Below are 18,424 nucleotides of genomic sequence, written 5' to 3'. Positions count from 1 at the left end.
CCTAGTGCTCGTCCCCATGGCCCTGATCGTCTTCGCCGGCGACGTCCGCGAGGGTGCGCACGTCCTGCTGCACGCGCGGGTCGTCGAACAGGCGGTCCATGTAGGCGGCGGCGCCGAAGCTCTCGTCGTGGATGAACTTCAGGTCCGGCGTGAACTTCATGTCGATCACCTTGCCCAGGCGCCCGCGCAGGAAGCTGGCCCCCCGGTTCAGGGCCTTCATGACCTCTTTGATGTCCTCGTCCCCGCGGCCAGCCTCGCCCTTCAAGCCGGCGCCGAGGGGTTCGACGAAGCAGACGGCGTGGCGCAGATCGGGGCTCATCCGCACCTCCGACACCGTGAACGAGACGTTGACCAGCACCGGATCGGCCAGGCCTTCCTCGCGGAAGACATCGACCAGGGCATGGCGGATCAGTTCGCCGGCGCGGAGCTGGCGTTGCGAAGGGCCCGTCGGGGAGGCCTTCTTGGTTTCGGCCTTCTTGGGGCCCGAGAGGCGCTTCATGGCGCGGAATCCTTGTGGCCCGGCCGGCGGATCGAACGCCGGTGCGCGGGGAAAATCGGAGGCGGGTGTCTAGGCGCGTAAGCGGCGGAAGTCCAGCCCCGCCCCTTCTCTAGGCTCCAACCCGATCCTTGAAGAACGCGATCACCTTGTCCCGCGCCTTCATCGACCCGCTGTCCGGGACCGAGCGGTGCAGGTGCAGGGTCAGCACCGAGTGCGGGGCCATGGGCACGCCCGGCGCGGCGTCCGCGTCATCCAGCTCGACCACCTCGACCTTGTCGCCGAACTCGGCCTTCAGCCGCGCGATACGGGCATCGGGCACCAGCTTGTCGGCGGAAAAGCGCAGGGCCAGCAGCGACAGATCCTCGTCCTTGAACCGCCGCTTGGCGCAGGCCAGCTCGGAGGCCGAGCAGTCCAGGCCGCCCTTGTCCTTCAGCGGCAGGGAGGGTTGGGACAGCACGGGGGCCACCACGGCCGGTTCGGTCATCATCGCCAGGGCGAAGCCACCGGTGAAGCACATGCCGACCGCGCCGACGCCCTTGCCGCCGCAGTCCTCGTGCGCCTTGCGGGCCAGGGCCCGCAGCCAGTCGACGATCGGACTGGAGCGGCCATCCTTCCAGACGCTGAACTCGCGGCGCACGCAGATGTTCTTGAGGATCTCCCCGATCGCATAGCCGCGCGTGACTTGCTTGGCGGGCTTGCCGAACAGGCTGGGGCAATAGGCGGTCAGGCCCGAGGCGGCCAGGTCGCGGGCGAAGGCCAGCACGCCCGGATGCAGGCCCGGCGCCTCGTGGATGACGATCACCGCCGGCCCGGAGCCGATCTTGTAGACCTCGCGCGTCCAGCGCCCGTCGTCGAACTCGAAGCGCTCGAATCCCGACAGCCCGTCGTCAGCCATGCCCGCCCCCTCTTTGTTTCGAGAAGGCTAGAGCATTTTCCGACGAAGTGGATACCGGTTCGGCGTCGGAAAATGCGTCAAAGCAAAAGGCTCCCGGTCAGGATCAGAAGGCCATCGCCCGCTTCCAGGCGGGCCGCGGCCTGCCCGGCTCGGGACGTTCGGAGAGATCGCCCGGCTCAAGCAGCAGGCGGATCTCGATCTCGGCCGAACCGTCCGCCGGCGCGGGACAACGGCGCACCCAGGCGGCGGCGTCCTCGCGCGAGGCGACATCGAAGACCCAAAAGCCGGCCAGGGTTCGACCTTCAGCGGAGGCGTCGGCTTCCATCCGCGCGCCGCGGGCCGACAGCCTCGCCCGGTCCGCCACGCCGGCCCTGACGAGTTCGGCGTCATAGTTCCGCATGGCCTGGCCCAGTTCCGGCCCGACGTCGGTTTCGACCTTCAGCAACACCATGAACCGCATCGCGCGTCTCCCGCCGGGAAATCGCCGGCCTCATCCTAAAGACGCACCAGCCCCTGTTGTTGCGACATGCGGCGGCTAAATTCTTGAACGATCGCCTAGTTGGTTGTGTCGGGATGCTGGGGATTGTCGGTCCAGTCCGACATCGGGTCCGGTCCGTCGCGGCCGCGCGGCAGGCGCCACTCGCCGCGATACGAGAAGTCCAGCGTGCCACAGAGCCGCGCCTTCCCCTCCGCCTTCGGATCGTCGCCGAACGCCTGGATCCGCAGGTCGCGGCGCAGGGCGATGGTGCTGAACGACAGCCACAGCCGCGTCGAGCCGGGGCAGAAGGCGCGGACATAGATCTTGCCTTGGGCCGCCGTGGCGTCGACCTCGTAGAGCGAGGCGTCGGCGTCGACGCCCTCCATGCCCGAGAGGCCGCCTGGACCCAGATCCTTCTGGCGGCCGTCCTTCAGCCGCGCCTCGGCCGGCACGCCGGTGGCCAGCACCTTGATCGGCCGGCTGGCGCCCATGAAGCCCTGGTTGAACAGGATGGTCACGCCAGCGCCGGTCAGTCGCTTGGCGTCGGCCGAGATCGGGTCGTACGAGAACAGCCGGGTCTCGGCCCGGGCGGCGGAGGCCGACAGCAAGGCTAGGGCGACGCCCCCCCAGACGACTGGCTTCATCGTTTCAGATGCAGGTTCGCGGCCTCGGCGTCGAAGCTCGTCAGGCGCCAGGTCGCCCCCTCTTGAGTGAAGGTCAGCAGGCAGGGGCCGTCCTTCTTGGCCGCGCAGACCCGGCCGTCGCCGACGGGGCGTAGCGCGCCGGCGATCGCCACCCGGCCCGGGATCGGCCGATCAGGCGTGTAGCCATAGTAGTTGGCGGCCGCGTGGAAGGTTTCCGGCCGGATCAGCGCCTCGCCGGCCGCGTCGGCCAACGGGCCCGCCGCCAGGGCGGCCAGGGCCATGACCCCGCTGCTCTGCCCGCCGCGCTGACGCGCCTCTTCCATCAGCCGCGTCTCGATCTGGGCCTTCAGCGCCCGGCGATCGACATGCGCCTCGAACGTCGCCCGGTCGTTGTCGCGGATGGCGACCAGCAGGTCGTGCACGTCACCGCCGGCGTCGAGACGATTCACGGTCGCGCAGGCCGCGAGCGATGCGGCGACGGCGGTGAGAGCGAGGAGGGCCTTGATACGCATGCGAAAGGGGTAGCGCCGGATTGGGGCGATTTCCAGTCTCGCTTCGAGTCCCCAAGCAATACCCGGACAAAGACAAAAGGCGCGGACCTCGCGATCCGCGCCCTTCGAATTTTCGATCTCGCGATCAGCCCTAGTCGAGCTGGCGCTTGATCTCTTCGACGGTGAAGCACTCGATGGTGTCGCCGACCTTGATGTCCTGGAAGCCGGCGAACAGCATGCCGCACTCCTGACCGGACGGGACCTCGTTGACCTCGTCCTTGAAGCGCTTGAGCGTCGCCAGGGTGCCCAGTTCCAGAACGACGATGTCGTTGCGGATGATCCGGACCTTGGCGCCCTTGCGGACCACGCCCTCGGTGACCCGACAGCCGGCGACCTTGCCGATCTTCGAGATGTCGAAGGCCTGCAGGACCTCGGCGTTGCCGAGGAAGGTTTCGCGCTGGATCGGGGCCAGCATGCCCGAGAGCACGCCTTTGATGTCGTCCAGCAGGTCGTAGATGATCGCGTAGTAGCGGATCTCGACCCCTTCGCGTTCGGCCAGGGCCCGCGCCTGGGCCGAGGCCCGGACGTTGAAGCCGATGACCGGCGCGCCGGCGCCCTTGGCCAGCATGACGTCGCTTTCGCTGATCGCGCCGGCGCCCGACAGGATGATCCGCGCACGGACCTCGTCGGTCGACATCTTGTCCAGCGAACCGATGATCGCTTCGGCCGAACCCTGCACGTCGGCCTTGATGACCAGCGGCAGTTCCTTCAGCTTCTTGTCCTGCAGCTTGGCCATCATGTCGGCCATCGAGGCGCCGGCGCCCACGGGGGCCATCGACTTCTCGCGCTTCTGGCGGATGCGGTACTCGGTCAGTTCACGGGCGCGGGCTTCGTTCTCGACCACGGCGAAGGCTTCGCCGGGCGAGGGGACGCCGTCCAGGCCCAGGATCTCGACCGGGGTGGCCGGACCGGCTTCGGTCAGCTGCTCGTTGCGCTCGTTCAGCAGGGCGCGAACCCGGCCGAACTGGGCGCCGGCGACGACGATGTCGCCGCGCTTCAGCGTCCCGCGATTGACCAGCACGGTCGAAACCGCGCCGCGACCCTTGTCCAGCTTGGCCTCGATCACCACGCCGTCGGCGGTGCGGTCGGGGTTGGCCTTCAGGTCCAGCACTTCGGCCTGCAGCAGGATGGCGTCGAGCAGCTCGTCGAGACCCGTGCGCGCCTTGGCCGAGACCTCGATGATCTGGGTGTCGCCACCCAGGCTTTCGACGACGATCTCGTGCTGCAGCAGCTCATTGACCACGCGGGTCGGATCCGAGCCCGGCTTGTCCATCTTGTTGACGGCGACGATGATCGGCACGTTGGCGGCCTTGGCGTGTTTGATCGCCTCGATCGTCTGAGGCATCACGCCGTCGTCACCCGCCACCACCAGCACGACGATGTCGGTGATGTTGGCGCCACGGGCGCGCATCGCCGAGAAGGCGGCGTGGCCGGGCGTGTCGAGGAACGTCACGCGCTGGCCGTCCTTCAGGCGAACCTGATAGGCGCCGATGTGCTGAGTGATGCCGCCGTGTTCGCCGGCCGCCACGTCCGTGGAGCGCAGGGCGTCCAGAAGCGACGTCTTGCCGTGGTCGACGTGACCCATGATCGTGACGACCGGGGGGCGCGGTTCCAGGTGATCGTCGATGTCCTCGGCGCCGATGAAGCCTTCTTCGACGTCGGCTTCCGACACGCGGCGCACGGTGTGACCGAATTCGGTCGCCACCAGCTCGGCGGTGTCGTTGTCGATGACGTCGTTGATCTTCAGCATCACGCCCTGACGCATCAGGAACTTGATGATCTCGACGCCGCGCACGGCCATCCGGTTGGACAGCTCCTGCACGGTGATGACGTCGGGAATGACGACTTCACGCGCGACGCGGGTCTGTTCGGCGACGCCGCCGCGACGCTTTTCCTTTTCACGTTCGCGGGCCCGGCGAACCGAGGCCAGCGAGCGCATGCGGTCGGCGGAATCCCCATCACCGGCCACGGCCTGGATGGTCAGACGGCCTTCGCGGCGCTGCGGAGCGCCCTTGACGCGCGAGACGGCCTTGTTGGGCGCGTTGGCGGCCTTGCGGCGATCATCGTCGTCGTCCGGACGGCGGCTGACTTCGCCGCCGGGACGCGGGGCCGAACGCATGGCGCGTTGGATTTCCGGCGTGGCCGGAGCCTGAGCCGGCACGCCCGGACGAGGACCGCGCGGCGGGCCGCCGGGACCCGTGCGGGCGCCGGGCGCCGGGCGCGGGGCCAGGGCCGAATAGCGGACGGTCTGCTGCGGGCGGTCGCCTTGCGGACGATCACCCTGCGGGCGGTCGCCACGATAGCCGCCGCGGTCGCCCTGCGGACGATCGCCGTCGGGACGCGGACCGCGCGGGCGGTCGCCTTCCGGACGCGGGGCGCGTTGACCAAAGTTGGCGCCGGCGTCGGGGCGCGGCGCGCGCTGGTTGAACGGACGGTCGCCTTGCGGGGCCGGACGATAGGTCGTCGTGCTCGGACGATCGTCGCGGCGCTCGCGGCTAGGCTCGTAGGTGCGGGTCTGGCCAGCGGGAGCCGCCGGGCGAGGCCCGTCGTGACGCGGACCTTCATGACGGGGCGCGTCCTGGCGCGGAGCCTCGGCGCGCGGCGCCGCCGGAGCCTGGGCCACGGGACGCTGAACCGGCGCGGCCGGTGGCGGCGTCACCGGTGCGGCGGGCGCGACTGGAGCCGGCGCCGGAGCCGGTGCTTGAGCGGCGGGCGCTTGAACCGGCGGCGCGGCGGCGGCGCGTTCGGCCGCGGCCTTGGCGGCGGCTTCGCGCTGAGCGGCTTCCTGGGCGGCGCGGGCGCGCGCCTCGGCGGCGGCCTGGTCGGCCGCCTGACGCGCTTGGTTTTCGCGCGCGGCGTCGACGACGCGCTGGCGAGCGCGCAGTTCTTCCTGCGAGAGACCACCGGCCGAACCGCCGCCCGACGGGGCGTGGCCGCCGCCTTGCGACGACTGCTGGCGCGGCGGCGGCGCGTCATGGCGACGCTCAGCCGAAGACGGCGCGGCGAGATTGCCCGTCGCGGACGCGTGCGGACGCGTGCGCTTGGTTTCGACCACCACCGTCTTGGTCCGGCCGTGGCTGAAGCTTTGCTTCACGACCCCGGCGCTCACCGAGCCCTGGCGGGGCTTCAGGGTGATGGGGGCTCGTCCGCCGGGTCGGCCGTTTTCGTTCTCGTCGCTCATGCGCTCGCTTGTACTTCCGCCAGGCGGTACCTGGCTAAAAAACCGCATTTTCCATGTGAGAAAGGGGCCTGGACGTACCTGCCGAGGCAAGCGCGTTTCCCGACCCTTCACTCACGAACGCGACCCGAATAGCCGCGCCCAACGTCTAAGATTCTAGAGCTTTTCCATCGCACTGAAGCGGATCCAGTGGGATGCAAAAGCCCTAGAGCCTGTCCCGGCCGGCTGACCGACCAGGGCGAACAGGCCCGCCCTCTTAGTCCAGCAGCCTTCTCATCCGCCGAGGGCGGGAAGGCCGCTAGCCGTCCTCACGTCCGTTCGCCGACCATTCGGGAGGCAAAAGCGGGCGGAAACCTGACAAACGCTCGACATCCAATGTCCAACGTTCGGCGCCGCGCCCGGCGAGGAGTGCGGTGTGTATCACATTCTCCCCGCCCAAGGCCAAACTCAATTCATCCGAATTGAAGGCGCCCAGCAAACGAGGCGGCGTGGGGGCCTTTCGGGCGGCGTTAAGTATCTTGCGGCGACCATCGGCGGCCGCGTCGGACGCCTCGATCAGCCAGGCCACCTTGCCCGTTCCCAGGGCGGCGACCACCTTTTCGTATCCCGAGATAATGCTTCCAGCCTTGCGCGCAAGACCCAGGCTGTCCAGCAGCCGGCGAACCAGCAAGGCCTCGACCTGGTCGGCGAGATCCGCCGGAACCGTCAGCTTGGTCTTGGCCGCGCGCGAGAACAGGCCCTTCTTGGCCGCCGTGGCGATCGAGTCCCGGTCGGCGCCGACCCAGATACCTCGGCCCGGCAGCTTGCGCGCCACGTCCGGCGTGACCGTCCCGTCCGGCCCCGCCACGAAGCGGACCAGGCGCGCTTCGTCCGTCGCCTCGCCCAGGACGATGTCCTTGCGCAGACGATTGGCCTCGGCGTGGGTTTTGGGGTCGGTCTCGGTCATCTTGTCTTTTGCTTGGAGCGAGGCGAACGCCGCGCTCCGGAATGGCGAACGGCCCCGCGGATCGCTCCGCGAGGCCGTCGTTTCACGCTCCGAAGGGCTTAGGCCTCTTCTTCGGAGGCGGCTTCTTCGGTCGCGGGGGCCTCGGCGACGGCTTCGCCTTCGCCGTCAGCTTCGGCTTCGGTTTCGGCCTCATACTCGGCTTCCGCTTCGTATTCCGGTTCCGGCGGCGCTTCGACCCAACCCATGGCGACGCGGGCGCGCATGATCAGGGCCTCGGCGTCTTCCGGCGACAGGTTGAAGCTTTCCAGGATGCCCGGCTCGCGCACGCGCTCGCCGTTCTTGGTCTCGAACCAGCCGCGCATGTCGTCCGGCACCAGACCCGCGAGGTCTTCCACCGTCTTCACGTCGCCTTCGCCCAGGGCCACGGCCATGGCCAGGGTCACGCCCTCGACGGCCAGGAGTTCGTCCTGCACGCCCAGCTCCAGACGCTTGGCGTCCAGGGCGGCGGCTTCCTTGTCGAGGAATTCGCGAGCGCGGGCCTGCAGTTCCTCGGCGGTCTCCTCGTCGAAGCCCTCGATCGAGGCGATCTCGTGCGGTTCGACGAACGCCACGTCTTCCACCGCGGCGAAGCCTTCGGTGACCAGCAGCTGGGCGATGACCTCGTCGACGTCCAGGGCTTCCTGGAACAGGGTCGTGCGCTCGGCGAACTCGCGCTGACGGCGCTCGCTCTCCTGGCTCTCGGTCATGATGTCGATCTGCCAGCCGGTCAGTTGCGAGGCCAGGCGGACGTTCTGGCCGCGGCGGCCGATGGCCAGCGACAGCTGCTCGTCCGGCACCACGACTTCGACGCGCTCGTCTTCCTCGTCCATGACGACCTTGGAGACCTCGGCCGGGGCCAGGGCGTTGACGATGAAGGTGGCCTCGTCTTCCGACCACTGGATGATGTCGATCTTCTCGCCCTGCAGCTCGGCCACGACCGCCTGCACGCGCGAGCCGCGCATGCCGACGCAGGCGCCGACGGGGTCGATCGAGCTGTCGTTGGAAATGACGGCCATCTTGGCGCGCGACCCCGGGTCGCGGGCCACGGCGCGGATCTCGATGACGCCGTCGTAGACTTCCGGCACTTCCTGGGCGAACAGCTTGGCCATGAAGCCGCCGTGGGCGCGGCTCAGCATGATCTGCGGGCCCTTGGTCTCGCGGCGGACGTCGTAGATGTAGGCGCGGATGCGGTCGCCGACGTTGAAGTTCTCGCGCGGGATCGACTGGTCGCGGCGCATGATGCCTTCGCCGCGGCCCAGGTCGACGATGACATTGCCGTATTCGACGCGCTTGACGCTGCCGTTGACGATCTCGCCGACGCGATCCTTGTACTCTTCGTGCTGACGCTCGCGCTCGGCTTCGCGGACCTTATGCATGACGACCTGGCGGGCCATCTGGGTCTGGACGCGGCCGATCTCGAACGGCGGCAGAACTTCTTCGTAGATCTTGCCGACCTCCGCGTCGCGCCAGGTGCGCTTGGCGATCGAAAGCTGCATCTTGCCGATCTCGCCTTCCAGCTCGGCGTCGTCGGGCACCACCTCGATCACGCGCTTCTGCGTCATTTCGCCCGTGCGCGGGTCGATCTTGACGCGGATGTCGTGCTCGGCGCCGTAGCGGGCGCGGGCGGCCTTCTGCAGGGCGTCCTCGATGGCCTCGATGACGACTTCCTTCTCGATGCTCTTTTCACGCGCGACCGCGTCGGCGATCTGCAGGAGTTCGAGCCGGTTGGCGGAGATGCCGATGGCCATGGTCAGTCCTCTTCACTTTCGGACAGGTCGTCGTTGTCGGATTGAATGCGGGCGGCGCGCTGCTTCGCGCCCCGCTCCATCAGGGTGTCGGTCATGACGAGCTTGGCGTCGATGATCCAGGCGAAGGGGAAGTAGACGGTGACGTCGTCCTCGCCCTCGATGTTCAGGCCGACCTGGTCGTCTTCGATCCCGGCCAGCTCGCCCTTGAAGCGCTTGCGGCCCTCGGCCACGCGGTCGAGTTCGATGCGGGCCTCGAGGCCGGCATAGTCGGCGAAATCCTTCAGGCGGGTCAGCGGCCGGTCGATGCCGGGGCTGGAGACCTCCAGCGTATATTCGCCGGCGATCGGGTCGGCGGCGTCGAGGATTTCGGAGATCCCGCGCGACAGCTTCGCGCAGCCCTCGACGTTCATGTCGCCGCCGCTGCCGTCTTCCTGCAGCGGATGTTCAGCCATGATCTGCAGGCGACGCTGCTCGGCGCCGCCCATCAGGCGCAGCCGGACAATCTCGTAGCCAAGGGTTTCGGCCACGGGATCGAGCATGTCGATCAGATCACGGTCTTCCTGCGTCTTGCCGCGCACGTTCTTCTCAACTCGATACGGCTGGCGGGAAAACTCCCGTTCAGCCAAACAAAAAGCGGCAGCCTTTCGGCCGCCGCTCGAAAGCGCCATCTAGCGCTAACGGACGATGTAGGACGCTTTATAGGCGAATTGAAAAACCTTGTCGACTCCATCGGCGTACGCCCCTTCCGCGCCGCAGCAATTTTAGGAAGAGCCTGTCCTTTTTGGATGCCTGCATCCAAAATGGATAAACAGGCTCGTTTTGAAAAAAGTAGAGCGTGATGGCCGCCAAAACCGCTCACACTTTTGGCTATCACGCTCTATAAGCCAGCCCGCGCAGGCCGCCTCCCCGCGGACCTCATAAGACGAAGAGTCACAATGGACCTCTCCAAGATCCCCACCGGGGCCAACCCGCCTTACGACCTCAACGCCATCATCGAGATCCCGCAGGGCGGCGAGCCGGTGAAGTATGAGATCGACAAGGAAAGCGGCGCCCTGATGGTCGACCGCTTCCTGCACACCGCGATGTTCTATCCGGCCAACTACGGCTTCATCCCGCACACCCTGGCCGACGACGGCGACCCGGCCGACATCATGGTCGTGGGCCCGACCCCGGTGGTGCCGGGCGCGATCATCCGCTGCCGCCCGATCGGCACCCTGATGATGGTCGACGAAGCCGGTTCGGACGAAAAGATCCTGGCCGTGCCGGTCGACAAGCTGCACCCGTTCTATACCGGCGTGTCCAGCTGGCGCGACCTGCCGACCATCCTGACCGAGCAGATCGCCCACTTCTTCCAGCACTACAAGGATCTGGAAAAGGGCAAGTCGACCAAGATCAGCGGCTGGGCGGACATCGAGGAGACCGCCGACATCATCCGCACGGCGATCAAGCGCTACAACGAAACGTACTAGGCCAGACGATGACGCCCCTCCCCCTCGTGGGGAGGGAAGGTCAGCGCCTATGCCCTGACGAAATCCAGGAACACCGGGGCGCAATCGCCCAGCTTCTTTTCTTCGTAGCGCGTGGTCACGTGGTCGGCCGGGATCGCGTTGCGGTCGGCGTCCGGGTCGGCGAAGCGGAAGTTCGGATCAGCCAGGACCCGCTCGGTGGTCCACTCGCCGTAGTCGGCCCAGTCGGTGGCGAAGCGCAGGGCCGCGCCCGGCTTCATGACGCGCGCCAGCTTGGCCACGAACTCCGGCTGGATCAGGCGACGCTTGTTGTGGCGCGCCTTGTGCCAGGGGTCGGGGAACATGATGAACACGCGATCGAGGCAGGCGTCGGGCAGCCAGTCGACCACGTCGCGAGCGTCGCCCTCATGGATGCGCACGTTCTTCAGCGCCTGCTCTTCCACATGGCGTACGGCGCTGGCCACGCCGTTGACGAACGGTTCGGCGCCGATGACCAGGGTTTCGGGAACGCGGCCGGCCTGGGCGGCCATGTGTTCGCCGCCGCCGAAGCCGATCTCCAGCCACACGGCCTTGGCGTCGGGCATCAGGTCCAGGGGCTGGAACGGGCCCTGCGGCACGGCGATCTCGGGCAGCAGTGTGTCGAGCAGAGCCTGCTGGCGCGGCTTCACCGGGCGCGCCTTGATACGACCGAACGAGCGCAGCGGTCCGTGAGGAATGGGAGCGGAAGTCATGGCGGCGTCTTAGAGCTTTGAAAGCGAAATGAAAACGGGCTCCGACCCAGATGGATCGGAGCCCGTTTCGCGAGGGGTCGAAGGTGAGGCTTACGCCAGGCCCTTCAGTTCGCCCACGAGGTCGGTCTTCTCCCACGAGAAGCCGCCTTCGTTGTCCGGCGTGCGGCCGAAGTGGCCGTAGGCGGCGGTGCGGGCGTAGATCGGGCGGTTCAGCTGCAGGTGCTCGCGGATGGAGCGCGGGGTAGCGCCGCCGATCAGCTGCGGCAGAACCTTTTCCAGCACCGCCGGATCCACCTTGCCGGTGCCGTGCAGGTCGACGTGGAACGAGACGGGCTGGGCCACGCCGATCGCATAGGCGATCTGGATGGTGCAGCGGTCGGCCAGGCCCGAGGCCACGACGTTCTTGGCCAGGTAACGGCAGGCATAGGCCGCCGAGCGGTCGACCTTGGTCGGATCCTTGCCCGAGAACGCGCCGCCGCCATGCGGAGCCGCGCCGCCGTAGGTGTCGACGATGATCTTGCGGCCGGTGACGCCGGCGTCGCCGTCCGGGCCGCCGATCTCGAAGCGACCGGTCGGGTTGACCAGCCACTGGGTCTTCTTGGTGATCAGGCCGTCCGGGAAGACCGGCAGGATGTGCGGCTTGATCAGGTCCAGCACGCGCTTGGAAGTCGCGGCCTTGCCGTCGATCTTCTTCTTGTGCTGGTGGCTCACGACGATCGAGACGACGCGCACGGGACGGCCATTGCCGTCATATTCCAGGGTCACCTGGCTTTTGGCGTCCGGCTCCAGCGCCGAGAGCTCGCCGCTGTGACGCAGCTCGGCCAGGCGCTTCAGCACATTGTGGCTGTACTGCAGGGTGGCCGGCATCAGTTCCGGGGTCTCGGTGCTGGCGTAGCCGAACATGATGCCCTGGTCGCCGGCGCCCTCGTCCTTCTTCTCGGTGGCGTCCACGCCCTGGGCGATGTGCGCCGACTGGCCGTGCAGGAAGTTCGAGTACTTCGCCTTCTGCCAGTGGAAGCCCTTCTGCTCGTAGCCGATGTCCTTGATCGCCGCGCGAACCTTGGGCTCGAGCGAGGCGAGGATGTCCTTGGTCAACTGCTTGTTGGCCTTCTTGTCGCCATCCGGCTTGCCGGCGCGGACCTCGCCGGCCAGGACGATACGGTTGGTCGTCACCAGGGTCTCGCAGGCGACGCGCGCCTCCGGATCGACGGTCAGGAAGGCGTCGACGACGGTGTCGCTGATACGGTCGGCGACCTTGTCGGGGTGACCTTCAGAGACGCTCTCGCTGGTGAAGATGTAGGACGAACGGCTCAAGAGACAGCTCCGGTCATGAAATTCCGCGCAGGCGGACAGGCGCCCGGTACGGCGTCAGTTAGACCGGAACCATATAAAGATATGTTTATGCGATCAAGCGGCGCCTGAGAGACTTACGCCTCGTCGTCGCCGGGTTCCTCTTCCTCGGCCATCGAGCGAACCAGCTCCAGGATCCGCCGGCGCACCTTCGGCTTGGTGATCCGAGGGAACAGGCTGGCCAGTTCCAGGCCCTCGGGCGTCATCAGGAAATCGTGGACGAACACCTCGCCGCCCTCGGCCACGCCCTCGCTGGCGGTATCGGCCAGGCCCTCGAAGAAATAGGCCACCGACGACTGCAGGCTCTTGGCGATTTCATAGAGCTTGCTGGCGCTGACCCGGTTGGCGCCGCGCTCGTACTTCTGGATCTGCTGGAAGGTCAGACCCAGATGCTCGGCCAGTCGCTCCTGGCTGACGCCCAGAATCTTCCGGCGCATGCGGATACGCGCCCCGACGTGCAGGTCGATGGGGTTGGGGTGGCGCTCGGTGTGCGGCAGGTCGCTCATACCCACGCTTGATAGCTGAAATTGCGGTTTTAATTCAGCCTAAGTCTTACAAGCGCGCAATAGAGGAAAAGGATTTACCTGCCCGCGGGCGAACTGACGCAACCGCAGATGTCAGTAGAAGCGCGAGAAACGCGAGATCCCCGAAGTTGTCGAAGGGTGTAACGTCACCCATCCCCGGTATTGACGCGTCGATGACGCCGCTTTTGCCTAGGTCGAGGCGGGCCCCAGTGATGATTCTACCACGCGCGTCGATGATAGCGCTAACGCCGGTCGGCGTGGCGCGCAGGATCGGCTTGGCGCTCTCGATGGCGCGATAGCTCGCGAGATTGAGGTGTTGCAAAGGTCCGGACGTCACGCCGAACCAGGCGTCGTTCGACACATTGATCAGGGCGCGGACGTTCGGATCGCTTTTAGCCAAGCCGGGAAACAGGCTCTCGTAGCAGATCAGCGGCTGGACCAGCAGGTCGGGCGCGATGCGAAGGGGGGCCGGGCGCGGGCCCGTGGCGAAGCTGTCGCCCAGATGCGTCAGGCTCTTGAAGCCGATGAGGGTGAGGAACTTCTCCGCCGGCAGGTATTCGCCGAACGGCACCAGCCGATGCTTGTCATAGATCCCGACCACCGCGAGATCCGTGGCCGTGCGACGCAGGGCGATCAGGCTATTATAATAGACTGGCGCCTGAATCGGCCCTTCGTAACGATAACCGCCGATCAGCAGCAGCTGCCCAGGCTGGAGACTGTCGACAATCGCCTGGCGGACCCATGTCCCCGGCGCGAGATAATCGTTGGTCGCCGCCGGCAAGGCGCCCTCGGGCCAGATCACGATGTCCGCGGGCCTGTCCTTGTACGGCGCCGCGGTCAGCGAGACATAGGACTGTACGATCCGCGAGAAGCGGTCGGCGTCCCACTTGGCGTCCTGCTGAATGTCGGCCTGGACGATCCGCACGGTCGTCGACGGCCCCTCGGCCAGCGGTCGCGACTGCGCCACCGCGCCGTAGGCGTAGAGCGCGACGAGGCCGGCGCCCGCCGCGCCCAGCGCGACCTTCCCGGCCTTGCCCTCGCGCCACGCGGCGGGAGCGGCGGCGATGGCCAGCGTGATCCAGGTCAGGCCGTAGGCGCCGACCAGGGCGGCGGCCTGGGACGGCCAGGAGCCCGCGCGCCAGGTCTCGCCCGGGAGGTTCCAGGGAAAGCCGGTCAGGACGTGGCCGCGCGCCCATTCCAGCGCCGCGAAGGCCCCGGCGAAGGTCAGGACTCGCCAGGCGCTGGCCGGCCGAACCCAGCGGTAGAGCAGCGCCGCGAGGCCCCAGAACAGCGCCAGGCCCGAGGCCATGGCCGCCACGGCGAACGGGGCCATCCAGCCCTGGTTGGCGGCGTCGACCATGAAGGCCTCGGCGATCCACCAGGTGCTCAGGCCGAAATACCCCACCCCGGCCAGCCAACCGCGCCAGAAGGCCGAACGCAGCGGCTTGGCCGGATTGGCGTCGTCCAGCAGGAAGAGCAGCGCGGCGTAACCCAGCAATCCCGGCAGCAAGCCGAACGGCGGGTGGGCCAGAGCGGCGGCCAGACCCGCGAGCAGCGCCAGAACCGGGCCGCTCCAGGCCTTCGCTCGGAAGTCCTGCCAGGCGGTCACGAAGCGGAAACATCCTCGGCGACCGGCGCTGCCTGCGGTGACGAACCGCCGCGCACACGCACCCGGCGCACCCGGCGCGGATCGGCCTCGACCACCTCGAACTCGTAGCCGTCCGGATGGGCGATGACCTCGCCCCGCTGCGGCACACGGCCGGCCAGGGCCACGACCAGGCCGGCGACCGTGTCGATGTCCTCTTCCATGTCCGAGGGGGCCAGCTCGCGGCCGAGGGCGGCCTCCAGTTCTTCCAGCGGCGCGCGGGCGTCGGCGTCGAAAACCCCGCCCGGCCGCGCCACGATCGCGACGGCGGCCGCGTCATCGTGCTCGTCGTCGATCTCGCCGACCACCGCCTCGATCAGGTCTTCCATCGAGACCAGGCCGTCGGTGCCGCCGAACTCGTCGATGACCAGGGCCATGTGGATACGGCTGGTGCGCATGCGGAGCAGGAGGTCGGCGGCCTTCATCGAAGCGGGCACGTACAACGCGTCACGGCGCAGCTTGTTCAGCACCAGATCGCCCGCCGCCGGCCGTTTGGCCTCGTCGGAGAGCAGGCGGAAGATGTCCTTGACGTGGACGACGCCGACGGGATCGTCGAGGGTCTCGCGATAGATCGGCATCCGCGAGTGCTCGGCCTCGGCGAACTGCGCCACCACCATTTCGAATGGGGTCGAGAGCTCGACCGAGACGATGTCGGCGCGCGGGGTCATGACGTCGGCGACCCGCAAGGTCTGGAAGGCCTCGGCCTGGTCGACGATGTCGACGGCGCCGGTCGCGGCTGGGGGTTCGGGCGGCCGCGAGGGCTCGCCGCCGGTCAGTTGCCGGCGCATACGCCGAAGAAACGCCCGCACGCCCCGGCTTCTGCGAGCCGGACCGGCGGGCTGTTGACTAGGCTCGTCGCTGGGCATGGCCCCTGTCAGCGCCCCTCTTCATCACCGGCATAAGGGTCCGGAACGTCCAGACCCGCCAGAATTTCGCGCTCGAACGACTCCATGGCCTCCGCCTCTTCGTCGTCCTTGTGGTCGTATCCTAGGAGATGAAGCACGCCATGCGCCACCAGATGTTGCAGATGGTGGGCCAGGGACTTGCCCTGCTCGGCCGCTTCACGGGCGCAGACGCCATAAGCCAGGGCGATGTCGCCGATCTGACCCTCGGGGTTGGCTTCCGGATTTTGCGGCGAGGGGAAGGACAGGACGTTGGTCGCGTAGTCCTTCTGGCGGAAGTCGCGGTTCAGGGCCTGGACGCTGTCGTCGTCGGTCAGCAGGATCACGATCCCCTGGCCTTCGATGTCCTCGTGCGCGTCCAGCACGGCCTGGGCCGCGCGCCAGACCAGGGCCTCCGTATCGGCTTGCGCCCTGGTCCAGGCCTCGTCTTCGATCTCGATGTCGACGGTGATGGTCATCTAGCGGGGCGTACTCATTTACCTGGGCGTGCTTTGGGCCGCGTCGGCGTCATAGGCCTTGACGATCCGCTCGACGAGCGGATGGCGGACGACGTCGGCCGAGGTGAAGCGCGACACCGACACGCCCTCGACCCCCTCCAGGATCGAGACGGCATGGGCCAGGCCCGAATCCCGCGGGTTCAGAAGATCGACCTGGGTCGGATCGCCGGTCACCACCATGCGCGCGCCTTCGCCCAGGCGGGTCAAAACCATCTTCATCTGCAGGCGCGAACAGTTCTGGGCCTCGTCGACGATGACGAAGGCGTGCGCCAGCGTGCGGCCGCGCATGAAGGCGATCGGGGCGACCTCGATCTCCAGCTTTTCCCGGCGCCGACGCAGCTGATCGGCCCCCATGATGTCGGTCAGAGCCTCCCAGACCGGCGCCATGTAGGGATCGACCTTCTCGTTCAGGTCGCCCGGCAGGAAGCCCAGCTTCTCGCCGGCCTCGACGGCGGGACGGGTGACGATCAGGCGATCGACCTCGCCGCGCATCAGCATGCCCGCCCCATGGGCCACGGCCAGGAAGGTCTTGCCGGTGCCGGCGGGACCGAGGCCAAAGCTCAGCGGATGGCTGGCCATGGCCTCCATGTAGCGGGCCTGGCCCTTGGTCTTGGGCGAGACATTGCCCTTGCGCACCGCGCGGGGCGAGGCCTGGCCGCCAGTCTCGTGGGCCGAGCCGATGGCGATGCGCACGTCGGCCTCGACCACCTCCTCGCCGGCGTCGGCGCGGGCGGCCAGGGTCTGCAGCACCCGCTTGGCGCCGGTGCGGCCGCGCGCGTCGCCGGTGATGGTGACGCCGCCGCCCGGGGTCTCGATCAGCACCTTGAAGGCGTCTTCGATCAGGGCGGCGTGACGGCCGGACGGGCCGGTAACGGCGACGACGGCGTCATCGGACAGCGGCAGGAACTCAGGGGTGCGGCTCAAGCGGTCTCCCAAATGGGCTGGATCGTGTCGGGTTGGGTTTCCAGAACGCCCGCCAAGCTCATCTTGGCGGCGCTTTCGATGCGGACAGGCGCGATCCTACCGATCAGGCTTTCGGGGCCCTCGGCGTGGACGGCCTGCAGATATGGGCTGCGCCCCACGATCTGGCCAGGGTGGCGGCCCGACTTCTCGAACAGCACCGGCATCACCTTGCCGACCTGGCTGGTGTTGAAGGCGCGCTGCTGCTCGTCCAGCAGTTGGTTCAGGCGCTCCAGGCGCTCGGCCTTGACCGCCTCGTCGACCTGGCCGGGCATCGCCGAGGCCGGCGTCCCCGGACGGCGCGAATACTTGAACGAGAAGGCGCTGGCGAAGCCGACCTCACGGACCAGCTCCAGGGTCTTCTCGAAATCGCCGTCGCGCTCGCCGGGGAAGCCGACGATGAAGTCGCCGCTCATGGCGATGTCCGGTCGCGCCGCGCGGATCTTCTCGATCAGCTTCACATAGCTCTCGGCCGTATGATCGCGGTTCATGGCCTTGAGGATCTTGTCCGAGCCCGCCTGCACGGGCAGGTGGAGGTAGGGCATCAGCTCCGGCAGCTCGCCGTGGGCCTCGATCAGGTCCTCGCCCATGTCCCGCGGGTGGCTGGTGGTGTAGCGGATGCGGTCCAGGCCATCGATGTGAGCCAGCCGGCGAACCAGCTTGGCCAGGGTGGAGCCGTCGCCGTCATAGGCGTTGACGTTCTGGCCCAGCAGGGTGACTTCGCGCACGCCCTTCCCGGCCAATTGCTTGGCCTCCTCGACGATGTCGTTGACCGGCCGCGACCATTCGCCGCCGCGCGTATAGGGCACCACGCAGAAGGTGCAGAACTTGTCGCAGCCTTCCTGCACGGTGAGGAACGCGGTCACGCCCGTGACGTGGCGCTCGGCCGGCAGGGCGTCGAACTTCTCGTCGGCGGCGAAGTCGGCGGCCAGGCGCTCGCCGGTCGCCCGGTGGGCGCGGGCGATCAGCTCGGGCAGCTGGTGATAGGCCTGAGGCCCCACCACCAGATCGACCGCCTTCTGCCTTTGCATGATCTGAACGCCTTCGGCCTGGGCGACACAACCGGCCACGGCGATGGTCATGCGACCGCCGCTCTCGGCCTTCCGGTCCTTCATCTGCTTGATATAGCCGAGCTCGGAATAGACCTTCTCGGTCGCCTTCTCGCGGATGTGGCAGGTGTTCAGCACCACCAGGTCCGCGCCTTCCGGGTCGTCGACCACGCCATAGCCCAGCGGGCGCAGGACATCGGCCATGCGCTCGCTGTCGTAGACGTTCATCTGACAGCCGTAGGTCTTGATATAGAGGCGCTTTTGCGGGGTCTCGCTCATGGGCGAGGTTATGGGGTCACGCGGCCCCTGGCGCAAGTTCGCC

General features: G+C 67.8%; 18 protein-coding genes. 1 reads left to right on the top strand and 17 read right to left on the bottom strand.

Annotated elements, in window-relative coordinates:
- Position 1: 1 nt before the first annotated feature.
- The 9 genes from rbfA to rimP form a co-directional block, all read right to left on the bottom strand.
- The gene (gene rbfA, locus AC1RJ9_RS07450) at positions 2 to 499 is read right to left on the bottom strand and encodes a 30S ribosome-binding factor RbfA (RefSeq protein WP_492838848.1); all 498 of its coding nucleotides are present in this window, start codon (positions 497 to 499) and stop codon (positions 2 to 4) included.
- 109 nt (positions 500 to 608) lie between these two features.
- Entirely contained in the window at positions 609 to 1,394 is a 786-nt protein-coding gene (locus AC1RJ9_RS07445; protein ID WP_492838849.1) for a dienelactone hydrolase family protein, read from the bottom strand.
- Between the two features lie 103 nt (positions 1,395 to 1,497).
- Positions 1,498 to 1,854: a YciI family protein gene (locus AC1RJ9_RS07440; RefSeq protein WP_492838851.1), complete on the bottom strand. Its 357-nt coding sequence runs from the start codon at positions 1,852 to 1,854 to the stop codon at positions 1,498 to 1,500.
- 95 nt (positions 1,855 to 1,949) lie between these two features.
- A complete protein-coding gene (locus tag AC1RJ9_RS07435) occupies positions 1,950 to 2,516 on the bottom strand; it encodes a hypothetical protein (protein ID WP_492838853.1) in 567 nt (188 codons plus the stop codon).
- Entirely contained in the window at positions 2,513 to 3,028 is a 516-nt protein-coding gene (locus AC1RJ9_RS07430; protein WP_492838854.1) for a DUF2939 domain-containing protein, read from the bottom strand. Before AC1RJ9_RS07430 ends, AC1RJ9_RS07435 begins: the two co-directional genes overlap by 4 nt.
- Before the next feature lie 130 nt (positions 3,029 to 3,158).
- Positions 3,159 to 6,248, bottom strand: coding sequence for a translation initiation factor IF-2 (infB, locus tag AC1RJ9_RS07425; RefSeq protein ID WP_492838856.1), 3,090 nt, complete (start codon positions 6,246 to 6,248; stop codon positions 3,159 to 3,161).
- A 295-nt stretch (positions 6,249 to 6,543) separates the two neighbouring features.
- Positions 6,544 to 7,191, bottom strand: coding sequence for an RNA-binding protein (locus tag AC1RJ9_RS07420; RefSeq protein WP_492838858.1), 648 nt, complete (start codon positions 7,189 to 7,191; stop codon positions 6,544 to 6,546).
- A 98-nt stretch (positions 7,192 to 7,289) separates the two neighbouring features.
- The gene (nusA, locus tag AC1RJ9_RS07415; RefSeq protein WP_492838860.1) at positions 7,290 to 8,978 is read right to left on the bottom strand and encodes a transcription termination factor NusA; all 1,689 of its coding nucleotides are present in this window, start codon (positions 8,976 to 8,978) and stop codon (positions 7,290 to 7,292) included.
- 2 nt (positions 8,979 to 8,980) lie between these two features.
- Positions 8,981 to 9,556, bottom strand: coding sequence for a ribosome maturation factor RimP (rimP, locus tag AC1RJ9_RS07410; protein WP_492838862.1), 576 nt, complete (start codon positions 9,554 to 9,556; stop codon positions 8,981 to 8,983).
- 357 nt (positions 9,557 to 9,913) lie between these two features.
- On the opposite strand from rimP, the gene ppa reads away from it, so the two are divergent.
- Positions 9,914 to 10,447, top strand: a complete 534-nt coding sequence (gene ppa / locus AC1RJ9_RS07405) for an inorganic diphosphatase (protein WP_013077233.1) — start codon at positions 9,914 to 9,916, stop codon at positions 10,445 to 10,447.
- Between the two features lie 47 nt (positions 10,448 to 10,494).
- Here ppa and trmB read toward each other — a convergent pair whose 3' ends face one another.
- From trmB to miaB, 8 genes are all read right to left on the bottom strand, one after another.
- Positions 10,495 to 11,175, bottom strand: a complete 681-nt coding sequence (trmB, locus tag AC1RJ9_RS07400) for a tRNA (guanosine(46)-N7)-methyltransferase TrmB (protein ID WP_492838864.1) — start codon at positions 11,173 to 11,175, stop codon at positions 10,495 to 10,497.
- A gap of 90 nt (positions 11,176 to 11,265) precedes the next feature.
- Entirely contained in the window at positions 11,266 to 12,489 is a 1,224-nt protein-coding gene (metK, locus tag AC1RJ9_RS07395; RefSeq protein ID WP_492838866.1) for a methionine adenosyltransferase, read from the bottom strand.
- Between the two features lie 113 nt (positions 12,490 to 12,602).
- Positions 12,603 to 13,037: a helix-turn-helix domain-containing protein gene (locus AC1RJ9_RS07390; RefSeq protein ID WP_492838868.1), complete on the bottom strand. Its 435-nt coding sequence runs from the start codon at positions 13,035 to 13,037 to the stop codon at positions 12,603 to 12,605.
- A 40-nt stretch (positions 13,038 to 13,077) separates the two neighbouring features.
- Complete coding sequence (lnt, locus tag AC1RJ9_RS07385; protein WP_492838870.1) at positions 13,078 to 14,658, bottom strand: apolipoprotein N-acyltransferase; 1,581 nt, start codon at positions 14,656 to 14,658, stop codon at positions 13,078 to 13,080.
- Positions 14,655 to 15,560, bottom strand: coding sequence for a hemolysin family protein (locus tag AC1RJ9_RS07380; RefSeq protein WP_492838871.1), 906 nt, complete (start codon positions 15,558 to 15,560; stop codon positions 14,655 to 14,657). Before AC1RJ9_RS07380 ends, lnt begins: the two co-directional genes overlap by 4 nt.
- Positions 15,561 to 15,568: 8 nt before the next feature.
- Positions 15,569 to 16,036, bottom strand: a complete 468-nt coding sequence (gene ybeY / locus AC1RJ9_RS07375) for an rRNA maturation RNase YbeY (RefSeq protein ID WP_492839138.1) — start codon at positions 16,034 to 16,036, stop codon at positions 15,569 to 15,571.
- Positions 16,037 to 16,072: 36 nt separating this feature from the next.
- A complete protein-coding gene (locus AC1RJ9_RS07370; protein WP_492838873.1) occupies positions 16,073 to 17,017 on the bottom strand; it encodes a PhoH family protein in 945 nt (314 codons plus the stop codon).
- A complete protein-coding gene (gene miaB, locus AC1RJ9_RS07365) occupies positions 17,014 to 18,381 on the bottom strand; it encodes a tRNA (N6-isopentenyl adenosine(37)-C2)-methylthiotransferase MiaB (protein WP_492838874.1) in 1,368 nt (455 codons plus the stop codon). The genes AC1RJ9_RS07370 and miaB overlap by 4 nt, the downstream gene beginning before the upstream one ends.
- Positions 18,382 to 18,424 lie beyond the last annotated feature (43 nt).

It is taken from the genome of Caulobacter sp. GW822-FHT07D08 (assembly GCF_058798735.1).
The sequence above is the reverse complement of the archived record's forward strand: the minus strand, read 5'-3'. Positions and strand labels throughout refer to the sequence as shown.